The sequence below is a fragment of the Bradyrhizobium sp. UFLA01-814 genome, from assembly GCF_046718885.1.
Taxonomy (GTDB): domain Bacteria; phylum Pseudomonadota; class Alphaproteobacteria; order Rhizobiales; family Xanthobacteraceae; genus Bradyrhizobium; species Bradyrhizobium elkanii.
In genome coordinates this window covers 61,549-76,969 of sequence record NZ_JAQOSR010000008.1, presented here as the reverse complement: position 1 = coordinate 76,969, position 15,421 = coordinate 61,549, and the positions used below count along the sequence as shown (strand labels likewise).

General features: G+C 65.0%; 15 protein-coding genes. 10 read left to right on the top strand and 5 right to left on the bottom strand.

Going from position 1 to position 15,421, the window contains the following annotated elements; translation table 11 throughout:
* Positions 1 to 16 precede the first annotated feature (16 nt).
* The 3 genes from PMN64_RS04390 to PMN64_RS04380 all read left to right on the top strand — a co-directional run bounded on the left by PMN64_RS04390 (position 17) and on the right by PMN64_RS04380 (position 1,868).
* The gene (locus PMN64_RS04390; RefSeq protein ID WP_028335765.1) at positions 17 to 319 is read left to right on the top strand and encodes a DUF1330 domain-containing protein; all 303 of its coding nucleotides are present in this window, start codon (positions 17 to 19) and stop codon (positions 317 to 319) included.
* 65 nt (positions 320 to 384) lie between these two features.
* Positions 385 to 1,197 (top strand): 4-hydroxy-tetrahydrodipicolinate reductase, encoded by an 813-nt coding sequence (dapB, locus tag PMN64_RS04385; protein WP_411779843.1) that lies wholly within the window; start codon positions 385 to 387, stop codon positions 1,195 to 1,197.
* A 47-nt stretch (positions 1,198 to 1,244) separates the two neighbouring features.
* A complete protein-coding gene (locus PMN64_RS04380; RefSeq protein WP_028341753.1) occupies positions 1,245 to 1,868 on the top strand; it encodes a 2,3-bisphosphoglycerate-dependent phosphoglycerate mutase in 624 nt (207 codons plus the stop codon).
* A gap of 196 nt (positions 1,869 to 2,064) precedes the next feature.
* Here the strand turns inward: PMN64_RS04380 and PMN64_RS04375 are convergent, their stop codons facing one another.
* Together PMN64_RS04375 and PMN64_RS04370 are read right to left on the bottom strand one after the other, a co-directional pair.
* Positions 2,065 to 2,961, bottom strand: coding sequence for a methylated-DNA--[protein]-cysteine S-methyltransferase (locus PMN64_RS04375; protein ID WP_411779862.1), 897 nt, complete (start codon positions 2,959 to 2,961; stop codon positions 2,065 to 2,067).
* A gap of 107 nt (positions 2,962 to 3,068) precedes the next feature.
* Positions 3,069 to 3,629, bottom strand: coding sequence for a DUF2244 domain-containing protein (locus PMN64_RS04370; RefSeq protein WP_028341751.1), 561 nt, complete (start codon positions 3,627 to 3,629; stop codon positions 3,069 to 3,071).
* 22 nt (positions 3,630 to 3,651) lie between these two features.
* Here PMN64_RS04370 and nth point away from each other — a divergent pair, with 22 nt between their 5' ends.
* The 6 genes from nth to PMN64_RS04340 all read left to right on the top strand — a co-directional run bounded on the left by nth (position 3,652) and on the right by PMN64_RS04340 (position 10,531).
* On the top strand, positions 3,652 to 4,437 hold the full coding sequence (nth, locus tag PMN64_RS04365) for an endonuclease III (RefSeq protein ID WP_411779842.1): 786 nt from the start codon (positions 3,652 to 3,654) through the stop codon (positions 4,435 to 4,437).
* Positions 4,438 to 4,503: 66 nt separating this feature from the next.
* A complete protein-coding gene (locus tag PMN64_RS04360; RefSeq protein WP_411779841.1) occupies positions 4,504 to 5,649 on the top strand; it encodes an HlyD family secretion protein in 1,146 nt (381 codons plus the stop codon).
* A complete protein-coding gene (locus tag PMN64_RS04355) occupies positions 5,636 to 7,264 on the top strand; it encodes an MFS transporter (protein ID WP_411779840.1) in 1,629 nt (542 codons plus the stop codon). The genes PMN64_RS04360 and PMN64_RS04355 overlap by 14 nt, the downstream gene beginning before the upstream one ends.
* Before the next feature lie 140 nt (positions 7,265 to 7,404).
* Positions 7,405 to 8,457, top strand: a complete 1,053-nt coding sequence (locus PMN64_RS04350; RefSeq protein WP_411779861.1) for a type III polyketide synthase — start codon at positions 7,405 to 7,407, stop codon at positions 8,455 to 8,457.
* Positions 8,454 to 8,966, top strand: a complete 513-nt coding sequence (locus PMN64_RS04345; RefSeq protein WP_411779839.1) for an isoprenylcysteine carboxyl methyltransferase family protein — start codon at positions 8,454 to 8,456, stop codon at positions 8,964 to 8,966. Before PMN64_RS04350 ends, PMN64_RS04345 begins: the two co-directional genes overlap by 4 nt.
* A 62-nt stretch (positions 8,967 to 9,028) precedes the next feature.
* Positions 9,029 to 10,531 carry a DHA2 family efflux MFS transporter permease subunit gene (locus PMN64_RS04340; protein ID WP_411779860.1) on the top strand — a complete coding sequence of 501 codons (1,503 nt, stop codon included), beginning with the start codon at positions 9,029 to 9,031 and terminating at the stop codon, positions 10,529 to 10,531.
* Here the strand turns inward: PMN64_RS04340 and PMN64_RS04335 are convergent.
* The 3 genes from PMN64_RS04335 to PMN64_RS04325 all read right to left on the bottom strand — a co-directional run bounded on the left by PMN64_RS04335 (position 10,528) and on the right by PMN64_RS04325 (position 14,075).
* Positions 10,528 to 11,280, bottom strand: a complete 753-nt coding sequence (locus PMN64_RS04335; RefSeq protein ID WP_016841521.1) for a sulfate transporter family protein — start codon at positions 11,278 to 11,280, stop codon at positions 10,528 to 10,530. The genes PMN64_RS04340 and PMN64_RS04335 overlap by 4 nt on opposite strands.
* Before the next feature lie 205 nt (positions 11,281 to 11,485).
* Positions 11,486 to 12,898: an MFS transporter gene (locus PMN64_RS04330; RefSeq protein ID WP_411779838.1), complete on the bottom strand. Its 1,413-nt coding sequence runs from the start codon at positions 12,896 to 12,898 to the stop codon at positions 11,486 to 11,488.
* Between the two features lie 253 nt (positions 12,899 to 13,151).
* The gene (locus PMN64_RS04325; RefSeq protein ID WP_411779837.1) at positions 13,152 to 14,075 is read right to left on the bottom strand and encodes a LysR family transcriptional regulator; all 924 of its coding nucleotides are present in this window, start codon (positions 14,073 to 14,075) and stop codon (positions 13,152 to 13,154) included.
* Positions 14,076 to 14,246: 171 nt separating this feature from the next.
* Here PMN64_RS04325 and PMN64_RS04320 point away from each other — a divergent pair, with 171 nt between their 5' ends.
* Entirely contained in the window at positions 14,247 to 15,416 is a 1,170-nt protein-coding gene (locus PMN64_RS04320; protein ID WP_411779836.1) for a CaiB/BaiF CoA transferase family protein, read from the top strand.
* The last annotated feature ends 5 nt before the right edge of the window (positions 15,417 to 15,421 follow it).

Sequence of the window (15,421 nt, the reverse complement as noted above, 5' to 3'; positions counted from 1 at the left end):
AAGAGGGAGAACAGAGATGGCGAAGGGATACTGGATTGGACGCGTCGACGTTCATAATGACGAGGGCTACAAGCCCTACGCGGTGGCCAACCTTGCGATCTTCAAGAAGTTCGGCGGCCGTTATGTGGTGCGCGGCGGCCAGCTCAACTGCGTCGAGGGAGAGAGCCGCTCCCGCAATGTCGTGATCGAATTCCCCGACTACGCAACCGCGATGGCCTGCTACAACTCCCCGGAATACCAGGCCAACATCAAGGTGCGGCAGCCGCATTCGATCGCCGACCTCATCATCATCGAGGGCTATGACGGCCCGCAGCCCTGATCGCGGGTGGCCGGTTCGGTTGCCGGAACAGCCATGGCTCGCTATATCGCGTGGAGAGGTGAGCCATGGCTGACATGCGTCTGATTGTTGCGGGAGCCGGCGGCCGGATGGGCCGCACGCTGACGCGGGTGATTTCCGAGACCCCGGGGGCGGTGCTGGTCGGTGCGCTGGAAGCGCCGGGCTCGGAGCTGCTCGGCAAGGACGCCGGCGTGCTCGCCGGCCTCCCCGCCAATGACGTCAAGCTGTCGGCCGATCTGTGGTCGATGTCGGCCGCCGCCGACGGCATCCTGGATTTCACCGTGCCGGCCGCGACCATCGCCAATGTCGCGATCGCGGCCGAGCGCGGCCTCGTTCACGTCATCGGCACCACCGGGATGTCGCCGTCCGACGATGCGGTGATCCGCAGCGTGACCAACCGCGCCATCGTGGTGAAATCCGGCAATATGAGCCTCGGTGTCAATCTGCTCGCCGCGCTCGTCAAGCGCGTCGCGCAATCGCTCGACCAGAGTTTTGACATCGAAATTCTCGAGATGCACCACAAGTCCAAGATCGATGCCCCGTCGGGCACCGCCTTGATGCTCGGTGAAGCTGCGGCCGCGGGACGCAAGATCGCGCTCGACCAGCATTCGGCGCGCGGTCGCGATGGTCTCACCGGCGCGCGGCGCGCGGGCGATATCGGCTTTGCCTCGTTGCGCGGCGGCACCGCGGCCGGCGATCACAGCGTGATCTTTGCCGGCCCCTCCGAGCGCATCACGCTCTCGCACCATGCAGAAGATCGCGCGCTGTTCGCGCAGGGCGCGCTGAAGGCAGCGCTGTGGGCGCATGGCAAGAAGCCCGGCATGTATTCGATGGCCGACGTCCTCGGGTTGAGCGACTGACGCCGCTCGACGGAATGAAATCCAGCTAAGCGAAAACGGAATCTGAAATGAGTGATCGTCTTCTTGTGCTCGTTCGTCACGGTCAGAGCGACTGGAATCTGAAGAACCTCTTCACCGGGTGGAAGGACCCTGATCTCACCGAGCAAGGCGTCAACGAAGCCAACGAGGCCGGCCGCAAGCTGAAGGCGCAGGGCCTGTCGTTTGATGTCGCGTTCACCTCCGATCTCACCCGTGCGCAGCACACGTTGAAGCTGATGCTGGAGCAGATCGGCCAGACCGGATTGCCGACCACGAAGAATCTCGCGCTCAACGAACGCGATTACGGCGATCTCTCCGGCCTCAACAAGGACGACGCCCGCAAGAAGTGGGGCGAGGACCAGGTCCTGATCTGGCGCCGTTCCTACGACGTGCCGCCGCCCGGCGGCGAAAGCCTGAAGGATACGCTGGCGCGGACGCTGCCCTATTACGTGCAGGAGATCCTGCCCGGCGTACTGCGCGGCCAGCGCACGCTGATCGCCGCCCACGGCAATTCGCTGCGCGCGCTGATCATGGTGCTGGAGAAGCTGACGCCGGAGCAGATCCTCAAGCGCGAGCTCGCGACCGGCGCGCCGGTGGTCTATCGGCTCAATGCCGATTCCACCGTTGCGTCCAAGGTCGATCTGGCGGGGTAGGCTCAGACGATCACTCCGCTCAACCCGTCATCCCCGCGCAAAGGCTTCGCCTTTGTCGCTGGAGGCGCGAGCGGAGCGAGCCTCGAAGGATGAATTGGCCCCGCTGGTGGCCGTCGACCCTTCGAGACGCGCGCAAGAGCGCGCTCCTCAGGGTGACGGTAAGAGACCGCACGCTTCGTTTGTCGCTTGCAGACGATCAGTGCAATCCCACCTGGCCGGCTTCCCAGCCCAGCATCGCCTGCTTGCGGGTGATGCCCCAGTGATAGCCGGTCAGCGCGCCGCTCTTGCCGAGTGCGCGATGGCAGGGCACCACGAACGACACCGGATTGCGGCCGACCGCGGCGCCGACCGCGCGCGAGGCCTTCGGGCTGTTGATCTTGCAGGCGATGTCGGAATAGCTGACCGCGCGGCCCATCGGGACCTTGAGCAGCGTCTCCCACACCCGCACCTCGAAGTCGGTGCCGATCAAGACGACACGCAGCGGCTGGTCCGCCCGCCACAATCTTGTATCGAACACGCGCTGCGCCAATGCGGTGGTGCCGCTGGTGTCCTCGACATAGGTCGCGTTCGGCCAGCGTCGCTTCATGTCGGCGAATGCGGTCTGCTCGTCGCCGTGATCGGCGAAGGCAAGCCCCGCAAGTCCGCGATCCGTTGCGATCACGATCGCGGTGCCGAACGGCGAGGGATGGAAGCCGTAGCGCAGCGTCATGCCGCCGCCGCCGGTCTTCCATTCGCCCGGCGACATCGCCTCATGCGTGACGAACAGGTCGTGCAGTCGTCCCGGCCCTGACAGGCCGGAGTCGAGTGCCGCATCGAGCACGCTGGCGGAATCGCGCAAGAGGTTCTTGGCGTGGTCAAGGGTCAGCGCCTGCATGAAGGCCTTCGGCGTCAGCCCGGCCCAGCGCCGGAACAGATGGTGCAGTTCATCCGGGGTGACGGCGGCGGCATCGGCCATCGCTTCGATGGTCGGCTGCGTGCGCCAGTGCTCCGAGATGAACGCGATGGCGCGCCGAACCGAGTCATAGTCGCGCAGCGCGGCGCTCTGGAGGCCAGGCTTGGCCAGGCGCTGATCGTGTATGGCGAGTGTCATCATGGTGTCTGATTTAGGAGCCATGGCGCGTCCAAACCACCCGATTTCTGACAAGCATGATCCGGAAAAGTGGAGACCGGTTTTCCGAAAAGATCATGCTCAAACAAGACCTAGCGGATGGGGTTGTAGGTCGGGCCGCGTTTCGCGGCGTTGAGCGCCGCCGTCAAGGCCTTGGAGAAGCTTGCCTTTTCGTCCGGGCCCAGGAAGCTGCCAACGCTGACCCGGCGGCCCCGGGAGACCAGATAGAGCCGCTCGATGCCGAACTCCTCATGCGAGATCTGTTCGAACCGCACCCAGAGCGGATTGAGCACCCATTCCACCACATGGCCGCGATGGCTGATCCTGCGCACCCGCAGTTCCGACGGCGTGACGGTGATTTCCTCGCTCGCCTTGGCGGTGCGGAAATTGACCTTGAATGCCCAATAGATCACCAGCGCGTCGAGGCAGAAGAAGCCGAAGATCGGCCAGGCGCCGAGCCACCAGAACACCGCGCCGGCGATGAAGCTGACCGCGGTGACGAACGACATCAGCACGATAAAGCCGGTGCGATTCAGCGAGCGGTGCGGCGTCAGCAATGCCGAGAACAGTTTGGGCTCGGCCTCCGCAGCATCAGCCGCGAGGTCATCGGCCCTGAGGTCTTCGCCCGGATCAAAGTCGTTGCCTGCGGTCATGACGTATCAGTATATCCGGTTCATGGCCAAAATCATTCGCCCTCAACGCGCCAGCACGTCAAGCGTTCGCTCCGCACCGAAGAAGAAAGCCGCAAAAGCGGCAAGGCTGCTGCCCAAACGCGGGGCAAAGAAGCCGGCCAAGAAGGCCGCCAAGCGAACCGTAAAGCCGAAGCCATGGACATCGGAGGAGGTCTACGAGGCGTTCGACCGGTTCCGTAAAGCCAATCCCGAGCCCAAGGGCGAACTCGAGCACCTCAACCCCTACACGCTGCTGGTTGCGGTGGTGCTGTCGGCGCAGGCGACCGACGCCGGCGTCAACAAGGCGACGCGAGCGCTGTTCGCGGTCGCCGACACGCCGGAGAAGATGCTTGAGCTCGGCGAAGACAGGGTGCGCGACTACATCAAGACCATCGGGCTCTATCGCAACAAGGCGAAGAACGTCATCGCGCTCTCGCAGAAGCTGATTGCCGAGTTCGGCGGCGAGGTGCCACGCACGCGCGCCGAGATCGAATCGCTGCCCGGCGCCGGCCGCAAGACCGCGAACGTCGTGCTCAACATGGCATTCGGCGAGCACACGATGGCGGTCGACACCCATGTGTTTCGCGTCGGCAATCGCACCGGGCTCGCGCCCGGCAAGACGCCGCTCGAGGTCGAGCTGGGATTGGAGAAGGTGATCCCGACCGAGTTCATGCTGCACGCCCATCACTGGCTGATCCTGCATGGCCGCTATACCTGCCTCGCCCGCGGTCCACGTTGCGACGTATGTCTGATCAATGATCTCTGCCGGTGGCCGGAGAAGACCGTCTGAGGCATGATCGTCATCATGTGCTAATAGGTTCGTCCGGCGTTTGGGCGCGTGCTTGAGGAGTTTGGTGTGGCCGAGCAGGTTCAAGATGGTCCGTCGCCCGCCAGCCAGACCGCGCCTGTTCCGGCGCCTGCCAAGCCGCAATCAGTAGCAAGCGGCTTCTGGGGCCGTTTCGCGATTCCGCTGTTTGCCGTGCTCGTCGCGCTGGTGTTCGTCGCGGTGGCGACCAGTCGCTGGGATGCCTGGGTCGGCAGCGCCACGATCCAGACCACCAATGATGCCTATGTGCGCGCCGAATTGACCCAGCTCTCCAGCCGCGTGTCCGGCGAGGTGCTCACCGTCGCCGTCTCCGATTTCCAGCGCGTCAAGGCCGGCGATCTCCTGGTGCAGATCGATCCGGCCGATTATCAGGCGCAGGTGGCGCAGGCCGAGGCCGGCGTGGTCGGTGCCCAGGCCGTGCTCGACAACCTCAACAACCAGGTCGAGCTGCAATATGCGACCATCGCGCAGGCCGAGGCTGCGCGGTTGTCCGCGGAGGCGCAGCAGACTCTGGCACGCCAGGAGGAAGAGCGTCAGCAGTCGTTGTCGCAAACCGACGCCGGCACGCGGCAGCGACTCGAGCAGGCGACCGCATCCTACGCCAAGGCGGAGGCCGACGTGCGCGCCAGCCGCGCTGTGATTGCGGCGCAGCGCCATCAGCTCGAGGTCTTGCAGGGTACCAAGAAGCAGCGTGCCGCCGACCTCGACGCCGCCAAGGCGTTGCTGGCATCGGCCAAGCTCAAGCTTGGATATACGAAGATCGTCGCGCCGTTCGACGGCGTCACCGGCGAGCGCCAGGTGCAGCCGGGCGACTACGTCAACGTCGGCGCCAATCTGATCAACGTCGTGCCGCTGCCCAACGTCTATGTGATCGCCAACTACAAGGAAACCCAGCTGACCAACGTCAAGCCGGGCCAGCCGGTCGAGGTCACCGTGGACACATTCGCCGGCCAGAAGCTGCGCGGCGTCGTCGAGCGCATCGCGCCGGCGAGCGGATCGCAATTCGCGCTGCTGCCGCCCGACAACGCCACCGGCAATTTCACCAAGGTGGTGCAGCGCATTCCGGTGCGTATCCAGTTCGACAAGGGCCAGCCATTGCTCGAGCGCCTGCTGCCGGGCATGTCGGTCGTCACGCGGATCGACACCGGCGAGGCGGTCGCCAATGGCGGAAAGTGACGACCGCGACCGTGGTCCGGTCTCGCGCGGCGATGTCGCGCGCTATCCGCTGTTCGCGGTCGTCGCCGTGCTGCTCGGCGCGTTCCTGGCGAATTTCGACAGCCGCCTGACCTCGGTCGGCCTGCCCGATTTGCGCGGTGCGTTCTCGCTCAGCTTCGACGAGGGCGCCTGGCTCTCGACGGCTGCGATCGGCTCGCAGATCTTCGTCGCGCCAGCGGTGGCCTGGCTTGCCACCGTGTTCGGCCTGCGCCGTGTGCTCGGCATTCCGAGCCTGGTCTATGCGGTGGTCTCGCTGACCATCCCGTTCGTGCGCGACTACACGACGCTGATCGCGCTCAGCATTGCCCACGGCATGCTGCTCGGCACCTTCGTGCCGGCGACGCTGATGATCATCCTGCGCAATTTGCCCATCCGATGGTGGCTGCCGGCGATCGCGATGTACTCGATCCGCGTCGGCTTCGCGCTCGACTCGTCGAGCTCGCTGGTCGGTTTCTATGTCGAGCATCTCGGCTGGCAGTGGCTGTATTGGCAGGGCGTGGTGATCGCGCCGCTGATGGGGCTGATGGTGTATCTCGGCACGCCGAAAGAACCCGTCAATCGCGACCTGCTGCACCATGCCGATTGGGGCGGCATGCTGCTGCTCGGCGCCGGGGTGTCGATGGTCTATGCCGGGCTCGATCAGGGCAACCGGCTGGACTGGCTCTCGTCAGGCACGGTGATGGCGCTCTTGATCGGCGGCGGGCTGTTGATCGTCGCCTTCATGATCAACGAAATGGTCGCGCGCCGGCCGTGGGCGCATTTCAACGTGCTGTTCTCGCGCAACATCGGGCTCTCGCTGGTCGTCATCCTGCTGTACACGCTGACCAGCCTGTCGAATTCGTCGCTGGTGCCGAACTTCCTCGGCACCGTCGGCGCGCTGCGGCCGGAGCAGTCGGGCGTGCTGCTGTTCACCTACGGCGCGCTGCCGATGTTCGTGCTGGTGCCGATCTCGATTCTGCTGCTGCGCCACCTCGATCCGCGCATCGTCGTGGTGCTCGGCTTCTCGGCGTTCGCGGCCGCCAATCTCTGGGGCACGCAGCTGAGCCATGTCTGGGCGCGCGAGGACTTTGTCGGCATCGTCCTGCTCACGTCGATCGGTCAGGCGTTCACGCTGCTGCCGATCATCATCATGGCGCTGTCGAATTCCGATCCGTCGCGGGCGACGGCGTTCGCGGCCTATATCCAGATCATGCGCCTCGGCGGCGCCGAGATCGGCGTCGCGCTGATGGGGACCTGGCTGCGCGTCCGCGAGCAGATCCATTCCAACTATCTCGGACAGCATGTGCAGAACGGCAATATCGACGTCGTGAACCTGCTCAAGCGGCTGGCAGGTGAATTTTCCGGCGACGGCATCGGGACCGCGACGGGGCGCGCCGTCGGCACGCTGGCGGCGCTGGTCCAGCGCGAGGCCAACACGCTCGCCTATATCGACGGCTTCTGGCTGTGCTTCTGGCTCGCGATCCTGGCGCTGGTCCTGGTCGCCTTCATCACGCGCGCGCCGCAGGGCCCGTTGTCGCCGGCGCCGCTCGGCTTGGTGAAGAGCGCGATGCGCAGGCTGGGCGCCACCGCTTCCTGATTTGCGAAGCGGCGGCGCGGATATCGGCGCCGGGTCAATTTATAGTGAATGCGGCGCTCGCGCTATGTCGCAGGCGTGTTGAAATATTTTGCTCATCGCGCGGTTCCAAGAGCGGGGGAAATGGAGCCACGATGATCGAGATGAAGCAGACGGCCGCGCTTGTTTCCCTGGCGACGGCGGTTCCACCGCATCTATTCCATCAGGGACAGGTCCTGCAGGCCGCGCGTAACCTCCTCGCCGACCGCTATGCCGAATTCGAGACGCTCTCCAGCCTGTTCGCCAACACCGGCATACAGCATCGCTACGGCGTCAAGCCGATCGAATGGTATCTCGAACGGCGCGGCTGGCCGGAGCGAACGCTGGCGTTCCTCGAAGGCGCGGAGACGCTGTACGTCGACGTGGCCCGCAAGGCGATTGCGCGCGCCGACCTGACCGGCAGGGATATCGATATCGTGGTCACGGTCTGCTCGACCGGCATAGCCACGCCGTCGTTGGAGGCGCGCGTCGCCGGCAAGCTCGCTCTGCGGACGGATGTGTCGCGCGTGCCGGTGTTCGGCCTCGGCTGCGCGGGCGGTGTGTCTGGCCTGTCGATCGCGGCGCGGCTGGCCGAAGCGCGGCCGGGAGCGAATGTGCTGCTGGTTGCGCTCGAACTCTGCACGCTCGCGGTCCGGCACGACGAGCTCACCAAGGCAAATATCGTTGCGGCCAGCCTGTTCGGCGATGGCGCGGCCGCGATCGTGCTGCGCGCCGGGGACGGTGGTGCGACGCGGATCGAGGCGACGGGTGAAAAGCTGTGGCCGGATACGCTCGACATCATGGGCTGGACGGTCGATCCGGAAGGATTCGGCGTGGTCTTTCAGCGAACCATTCCGGATTTCGTCCGCGACCATGTTGGGCCGGCCGTTGCCGAGATCCTCGCGCGGATGCAGCTGACGGCCGATGACGTTGACCGCTTCCTCTGCCATCCCGGCGGCGCCAAGGTCATCGCCGCGCTGGAGCGGGCACTCGCGCTCGATCAGGGCACGCTCGATCACGAACGCGACGTCATCGCGGCTTGCGGCAACATGTCGGGCCCGACGGTTCTCTTTGTTCTCGAACGCGCCTGCGCCAAGGGGTTGCCGCCGCGCTCGCTGCTCACGGCGCTCGGCCCGGGCTTCACGCTCAGCTGCGTTGCGCTCAGGCACGCCGCGTGAGCTTCGCGTCGGTCATCCTCGCGCTGGTTACGCTGCAGCGTCTCGGCGAGCTCGTGCTGTCATGTCGCAACACGGAGCGGCTTCTCGCACGAGGCGCGGTCGAGGTCGGCGCCAATCACTATCCGCTCATTGTCCTGGTTCACGCCGGCTGGCTGACCGCGCTGTGGATCTGGGGCCGCGACCAGGACGTCAATCTGGCCGCGCTGGCGGGTTTTCTGCTGCTGCAAGGCTTGCGGGTGTGGATCCTCGCCGCGCTCGGGCCGCGATGGACCACGCGAATCGTCGTGCTGCCGGGCGCGCCGCTGGTCGCATCCGGGCCGTACCGATATTTCCCGCATCCAAACTACGCGGTCGTCGTCGGTGAAATCGCGCTGCTACCGCTCGCGCTGTACCTGCCGCGATTGGCGCTGATCTTTACCCTCCTCAATCTCGCGGTGCTTGCGCTCCGGATTCGGGTCGAGAACCGCGCGCTCTCCGTTTCCGAATGGCCACGCACAAGCATGCCATGAGCAAGGGGGCGGATCACCGAACCGACAGCCCATCGGCTGCGACCTGGGCCGGCTTCCTCCTGATGTGCTTCGGCATGTTCATGGCGATTCTCGATATCCAGGTCGTCGCAACCTCGTTGCCGACGATCCAGCGCGCGCTTGCGATCTCGCCGGCGGCGATGAGCTGGATCCAGACCGCCTATCTGATCGCCGAAGTGATCGCGATCCCACTGACCGGCCTGTTCACGCATGCGCTGTCGTTGCGATGGCTGTTCGCGCTTGCCGTGAGCCTGTTCACCGTCGCGTCGGTCGGCTGCGCCCTCAGCGACGGCTTTGCCGCGCTGCTGGCATTTCGCGTGCTGCAGGGATTTTCCGGCGGCGTCCTGATCCCCGCAGTGTTCTCTGCTGTGTTCACGCTGTTCCCGGCGCGGCTCCATGCGGTGGCCACAACGATCGGCGGCGTCGTCGCGGTGCTCGCGCCGACCGTCGGACCGGTCGTCGGCGGCTGGATCACGCAGACCTGGTCCTGGCCATGGCTATTCCTGATCAATGTGGTTCCGGGAACGGTGGCAGCCTCGGTCACGCCGTTGCTGCTTCCGAAGGAAGGCGTGCAGCTTCGCGCGTTCTCCAGACTGGATAAATGGTCGCTTGTCCTGCTCGCAGCGACGCTCGCAAGCTTCATGATTGGTCTGAAGGAAGCGCCGCAACGCGGTTGGGCGTCGACGCCCTGCCTCGGTCTGCTGATCGGAAGCATTGCCGGAATGGCGCTGCTGATCCGGCGCACCCTCCGCGCGGCCTATCCGATCGCGCAATTGACGCTTTTCAAGCGGCGTCCGTTCGCGATCGGTTGCGCACTGAGCTTTTGCCTCGGCATTGGCCTGTATGGATCGACCTATCTGATGCCGGTGTTCCTCGGTTTCGTCCGCCGCCATGACGCCTTCGAGATCGGCACCATCATGCTGGTCACGGGGGTTGCGCAGCTCGTCGCCGCGCCGCTTGCGGCAATCCTCGAAAGCCGCGTCGGCGCGCGGCGGCTGACCGGCGCGGGCTTCGCCTTGTTCGCGCTCGGCCTCGGCTGGAGCGCCATTCAGCCGCGCACGGCGGATTTTGGCGAGATGTTCTGGCCGCAGGTCGTGCGCGGAGTCGCGATCATGTTCTGCCTGCTGCCACCGACGCGCATTGCGCTGGGTGCCCTTCCGGAGGCGGAAATTGCCGACGCCAGCGGACTGTTCAACCTGATGCGCAATCTGGGCGGCGCGATCGGGATCGCCCTGATCGATACCATCCTCTACGGGCGAAGCCCAATCTATGGCGAGGATTTCCGCGTGCGCCTGCTGGCGGGGGATGTCACTGCGGCGCAGGCGATCGGGCTCGATCCGAAGTTGCTGATCGACCGTCCGCCGGGTCTGCCGGACGACGCGACGGTGGCGTTCATCCGGCCGTTGGTCGAACGGGCGTCGCTCGCACTCACCGTCAACGAGGCATGGGCGATGCTCGCCTGCGTGGCGATCGTCGGACTGCTGCTCGTGCCATTCGCAAGCGATCGGGCACCGGCAACGCTGCCGGTGCTCACGGATACCACCTAGACCGAGGACACGTTGGTTCGCCGCGCCGGCTCGATCAGCTCGCGGCGCGGGCCCGACAGCCGCTTGTACATGTGCACCATGAACGCCATGCCGAACAGCGGCGTCGCAAGGTTGACGATCGGGATCGAGACGAAGGCCGCGATGAACAGGCCCGCGGTAAAGACTGTCGCCGCGTTCTCCTTGCGCATCGCCTTGGCGTCATCAGGCGAGCGGAACCGCATCGCCGCAAGCTCGAAATATTCGCGGCCGAGCAGCCAGGCGGTCGCGATGAAGAAGATGATGAAGCCTGCGCCCGCAAACAGCACGAACGGCAGCGCGACGAGGTAGACCAGGATCGTCAGCAGCGCGGTCTTGACGCCCTCGATCGTCGCGAGCGTGACCGGCAGCGCCACGCCGGGATGGTCGGCCGGATAATGCTCGCGCTCGACATGGTCGGCGACGTCGTCGACAAACAGGCTCGCCACCAGCGAGGTGATCGCGGGCATCAGGAAGATGCCGCCGAGCACGACGCCAAGGCCCGCCGAGATCGAGACGATCCAGGACAGCACGTGCAGCGTGGAATGGAAGTTGGGGCCGAGCATGCCTTCGGCCCAGACCTCGCCAGTGTCGGCAAACCAGCTGAGCAGCCGCTGCAGGCCGATCGCCAGCACGGTGATCAGCACCAGCGCAAGCCCGATCGAGCGCCACAGGATCGAGCGCATCGGCGGCGACAGGATTTGCGAAAGCGCCTTGACGGCGGCGGCTAACATGACTGGGTTACCTCTGCACAAATGACCCGCGAGAGGTAGACACCCAATATGGCTTCGGCAAGTGCCGTTTGTGCCGCGGTGTGAGCGTTTTCGAGCGAAAGGCTCTAAAGCGCGATGAGATTAGGTTGAATTGCCATCGCGCTTTAGCTCCTTGTTTGCGCATGATCTTTTCGGAAAACCGCTTCGCGCTTTTCCGGATCATGCTTTAGGCGTCGAGCGGCCTGCCGCGGACGTTCGGCCCCCAGACACCGATAGCAATGATCACGATGACCATCGCCGCGGTGATCAGGCCGAATACCCCGCCAACGCCGGCCTCCTTCAGCATGAACGCCACGATGAAGCCGGAGAAAGTCGCGCTGAGCCGGCTCATCGAATAGACGAGACCCGCGGCGCGCGCCCGGATCGCGGTCGGGAACACCTCGGTCTGGTAGGCGTGATAGGCGTAGGACAGCGTCATGTTGGCCCCCGTCACCAGCACGCCGCTGGCGATCAGCAGCACCGGCTCGGTGAGCTGCGAGAAGGCGAGGCCGAACACCGAGATCGCCGCGGCCGCGCCGCAGATGATCCATTTGCGCTCGAAGCGGTCGGCGAAGGTTGCGGCCAGGAGCGGCGCGAGCGGATAGGCGAAGGCGATGATGAAGGAATATTGCAGGCTCTTGGTGACGTTGATGCCCTTTTGCACCAGCAGCGCCGGCACCCAGTTGGAGAAGCCGTAGACGCCGAACGCCTGGCAGAGATTGAAGATCATGAACAGCACGACCAGCGAGACGTAGGGCGGCCTGAACAGGTCGGCATAGCCGGTCTCGACCGGCGCGCGAACTGGTGCGGTTGCGACCGCGGGAGCAGGACGCGGCGCAGCCGTCGGCGCTGCGGTCTCGAGCGTCCGCATGATCCTCTCAGCCTCGGCAGCGCGGCCATGGCGGGCCAGCCAGAGCGGGCTTTCCGGAACGTAGAGCCGCAGCACCCAGATGATCATGCTGGCGGCGGCGCCGATCAGCACCACCCAGCGCCAGCCGTCGATGCCGTGAGGCGAGAGCGGCACCAGCCACCACGACAGCGCGGCGACAACAGGCACCGCCGACAGCATCACCGCCTGGTTGATCGCAAACGCCCGGCCGCGCATCCAGCTCGGCACCAGCTCGGTGATGTAGGCGTCGATGGTGATGACCTCGATGCCGATCCCGATCCCGGCGATGAAGCGCCACAGCAGCAGGCCGCCGGGTGTGGTCTGCCACGCCATGATCACGGACGCCGCGCTGTAGAACAGCAGCGACCAGGTGAAGACCGCCTTGCGCCCGAAGCGATCGGCAAGGAAGCCGAGGCAGAAGGTGCCGATGAACAGGCCTGCAAAAGTCGCCGCGACGAAGGCGCCGATCCCGGAGAAGCCGAAGAACGCCTGGGTCGTCGTGGTCATCAACCCGCTGCGGGCGAGGCCGGGCGCGATATAGCCGGTGAAGAACAGATCGTAGATTTCGAAGCAGCCGCCGAGCGAGAGCAGGATCACCAGCCGCCAGACAAGGCCGGAGGTGGGCAGCGCCTCGAGCCGTCGCGAAATCTGGTCGGGTCCGCTTGTCGTGTTGGCGAGATCAGCGACCGAGCCGAGTTCGACGGCGCTCATGATGGTCCTCCCCGAATGGTGCAACGGCCGCCCCTCTTGCGAAGGCGTGCCGGTCGCGCATGTTTGGCAGCCGGAAGCCAGAAATCCAGACGAACATATCGAAGGGATCGTTCGATATTTTCGAACTCAGGGAGAAGGGTTGCTTTGATTCACCTGTCAAACGGCTTGTTCAACTGTCGTCCCTGCCTAGTGCGCAATTGCGCACTAGGCAGGGACGACACTGAACCTTTTATGCAACCACTGAGTCATGCATTCAGATCAGAAGCGTCGCCTCCCAGGCGCCGCGGCCCACCTGGTCTGCGATCAGCGCGCGGATCAGACGGCACATCTCCTCCATGACGTAGGTCATCGGGCGGTTGCGCAAGCGGCAAAGATAGAGCGTGCGGGTCAGCTTTGGTTCGATGACTTCACGCGCGACCAACAGTCGTGCCTTTAACGGCTCACTGACGAAATGGGTGGTCGCGATCGTACAGCCCAAACCCGCGGTCAGCGCACCGATCATGCCGCTGGTCGAGTTGAGGTGCATGATCGCATTGGCCTCGAGCCGCTTCAGCAGCACGGGATCATCCAGCAGCGCGCGCGCCGACAGTCCGTACCGCAACAGGATCAGAGGCAGCCGCGTCACCTCCTCGAAGCTGATTGGCGTTTTCTTGCCGATCAGCTTCTCGGTAGCGACGCAGAACATCTGCTCCTCCAGCACCGGCTCGGCGATCAGGTCCTTTTCCGACGGCGGATTGTAGACCAGCGCGAGGTCGACCTCGGAACTCAGCAGATGCAGCAGCGTCGCGCCGGAGAGACTCTCGGTCAGCGACAGCTTCAGGTTCGGATATTTCGTCAGCACGGTCCGCATCAGCGGCACGCCGATCGCCTTCATCCCGGAATTGGCCATGCCGATCGAGATATCGCCGGCGATCACGCTGGCGCCTTCCTTGATCTCGCGCTCGGCCGCCGCCATCGCGCGCAGGATGATGCGGGCATGTTCATAGAGCCGCTCGCCCGCCGCGGTCGGTTCCATGCCGCGCGGCTTGCGCTCGAACAGCGGCGTGGCGAATTCCGCCTCGAGATTGGCGATGTGGTGGCTGAGCGCGGATTGCGCGACATTGGCCTGATCCGCCGCCCGCGACAGGTTGCGCTGCTCGTAAACCGCGATGAAATAGCGAAGCTGGCGCGAATCCATGAGGGTTCAGCGTTCTAGAACCACGAATACACTATTCGACAGATTATATTTTTCAGATAGCGTGCGGAAGCCTAACCTGCGCCGATCACAAAGCGTTTTCGAGCGAAGCGGGTACCGGTTCGCATGAAGAAAACGCGTCAGAACAAGAGCGCAACGAGCACGGAGAAACCGATGACCGGGAGCGGACTGCCGCTGGAAGGCGTGAGGGTCGTCGAGATGACCCACATGGTGATGGGGCCGACCTGCGGCATGATTCTGGCGCAACTCGGCGCTGAGGTGATCAAGGTCGAACCGCCCGCTGGCGACAAGACCCGTTCGCTCGGCGGCATGGGGGTCTCGTTCTTCCCGTTGTTCAACCGCGGCAAGCGCAGCATCGTGCTTGACTTCGCCAAGCCCGAGGACCGCGACACCATGCACCGGCTGCTCGCCAGCGCCGACGTGTTCCTGGAGAATTTTCGCGACGGCCAGCTCGACAAGCAGGGGCTCGGCGCCGAGGCGCTTCGCCAAAAATATCCGCAGCTGATCATCGCCGGCCACAAGGGCTTTCTGTCCGGTCCCTACGATCATCGGCCGGCGCTCGACGAGGTCGTGCAGATGATGTCCGGGCTCGCGGCGATGACCGGCACGCGCGACAAGCCGCAGCGCGTCGGCTCCTCCGCCAACGACATCATGGGCGGCATGTTCGGGGTGATCTCGATCCTCGCCGCGCTCTATCAGAAGCGCGGCGGCCACCAGAACGGCGCCGACATCCGCATCGGCCTGTTCGAGAACTGCCTGTTCCTGGTCGCCCAGCACATGGTCGAGTACGAGATGACCGGGCGCAAGCCGCGCTCGATGCCGGAGCGCGAGCATGCCTGGCCGATCTACGACATCTTCGATGCCGCCGGCGGCGATCGCATCTTCATCGGCGTCGTCACCGAAGGTCATTGGCAGAGCTTCTGCCGCGAGTTCGGCCTCACGGAATTCGCCGACGATCCGACACTGCGCTCGACCACGGACCGCATCATGGCGCGCGACCGGATCATTCCGCGCGTTGCCGAGGTGATCAAGGGCTGGAACGTGGCCGACTTGTCGGCGAGGCTCGATGCGCTCAACATCTGCTTCTCGCCGATCAACCGGCCGGAGGATCTGCTCGGGGATCCGCATGTGCTGCGTCCCGGCGGTCTGGTCAACAACGTGAACGCCGACGGCAAGCCGTTCCGCGTCCCCGCGCTGCCGCTCGAATGGAACGGCCGCAATATCGGCGAAGGCCTGAAAGTGCCGGTACTGGGCGCCGATACCGAGGCGGTGCGCGCCGAGCTCGCACAACAGAAGATTTCATCAACCGGAAACGCTGCGTGAGGCTG

Excerpts from the sequence above, each read along its gene's own strand:
- PMN64_RS04390 (WP_028335765.1), top strand. The coding sequence starts at position 17 with ATGGCGAAGGGATACTGGATTGGACGCGTCGACGTTCATAATGACGAG.
- dapB (WP_411779843.1), top strand. The coding sequence starts at position 385 with ATGGCTGACATGCGTCTGATTGTTGCGGGAGCCGGCGGCCGGATGGGC.
- PMN64_RS04380 (WP_028341753.1), top strand. The coding sequence starts at position 1,245 with ATGAGTGATCGTCTTCTTGTGCTCGTTCGTCACGGTCAGAGCGACTGG.
- PMN64_RS04375 (WP_411779862.1), bottom strand. The coding sequence starts at position 2,961 with ATGATGACACTCGCCATACACGATCAGCGCCTGGCCAAGCCTGGCCTC.
- PMN64_RS04370 (WP_028341751.1), bottom strand. The coding sequence starts at position 3,629 with ATGACCGCAGGCAACGACTTTGATCCGGGCGAAGACCTCAGGGCCGAT.
- nth (WP_411779842.1), top strand. The coding sequence starts at position 3,652 with ATGGCCAAAATCATTCGCCCTCAACGCGCCAGCACGTCAAGCGTTCGC.
- PMN64_RS04355 (WP_411779840.1), top strand. The coding sequence starts at position 5,636 with ATGGCGGAAAGTGACGACCGCGACCGTGGTCCGGTCTCGCGCGGCGAT.
- PMN64_RS04350 (WP_411779861.1), top strand. The coding sequence starts at position 7,405 with ATGAAGCAGACGGCCGCGCTTGTTTCCCTGGCGACGGCGGTTCCACCG.
- PMN64_RS04340 (WP_411779860.1), top strand. The coding sequence starts at position 9,029 with ATGTGCTTCGGCATGTTCATGGCGATTCTCGATATCCAGGTCGTCGCA.
- PMN64_RS04335 (WP_016841521.1), bottom strand. The coding sequence starts at position 11,280 with ATGTTAGCCGCCGCCGTCAAGGCGCTTTCGCAAATCCTGTCGCCGCCG.
- PMN64_RS04330 (WP_411779838.1), bottom strand. The coding sequence starts at position 12,898 with ATGAGCGCCGTCGAACTCGGCTCGGTCGCTGATCTCGCCAACACGACA.
- PMN64_RS04325 (WP_411779837.1), bottom strand. The coding sequence starts at position 14,075 with ATGGATTCGCGCCAGCTTCGCTATTTCATCGCGGTTTACGAGCAGCGC.
- PMN64_RS04320 (WP_411779836.1), top strand. The coding sequence starts at position 14,247 with ATGACCGGGAGCGGACTGCCGCTGGAAGGCGTGAGGGTCGTCGAGATG.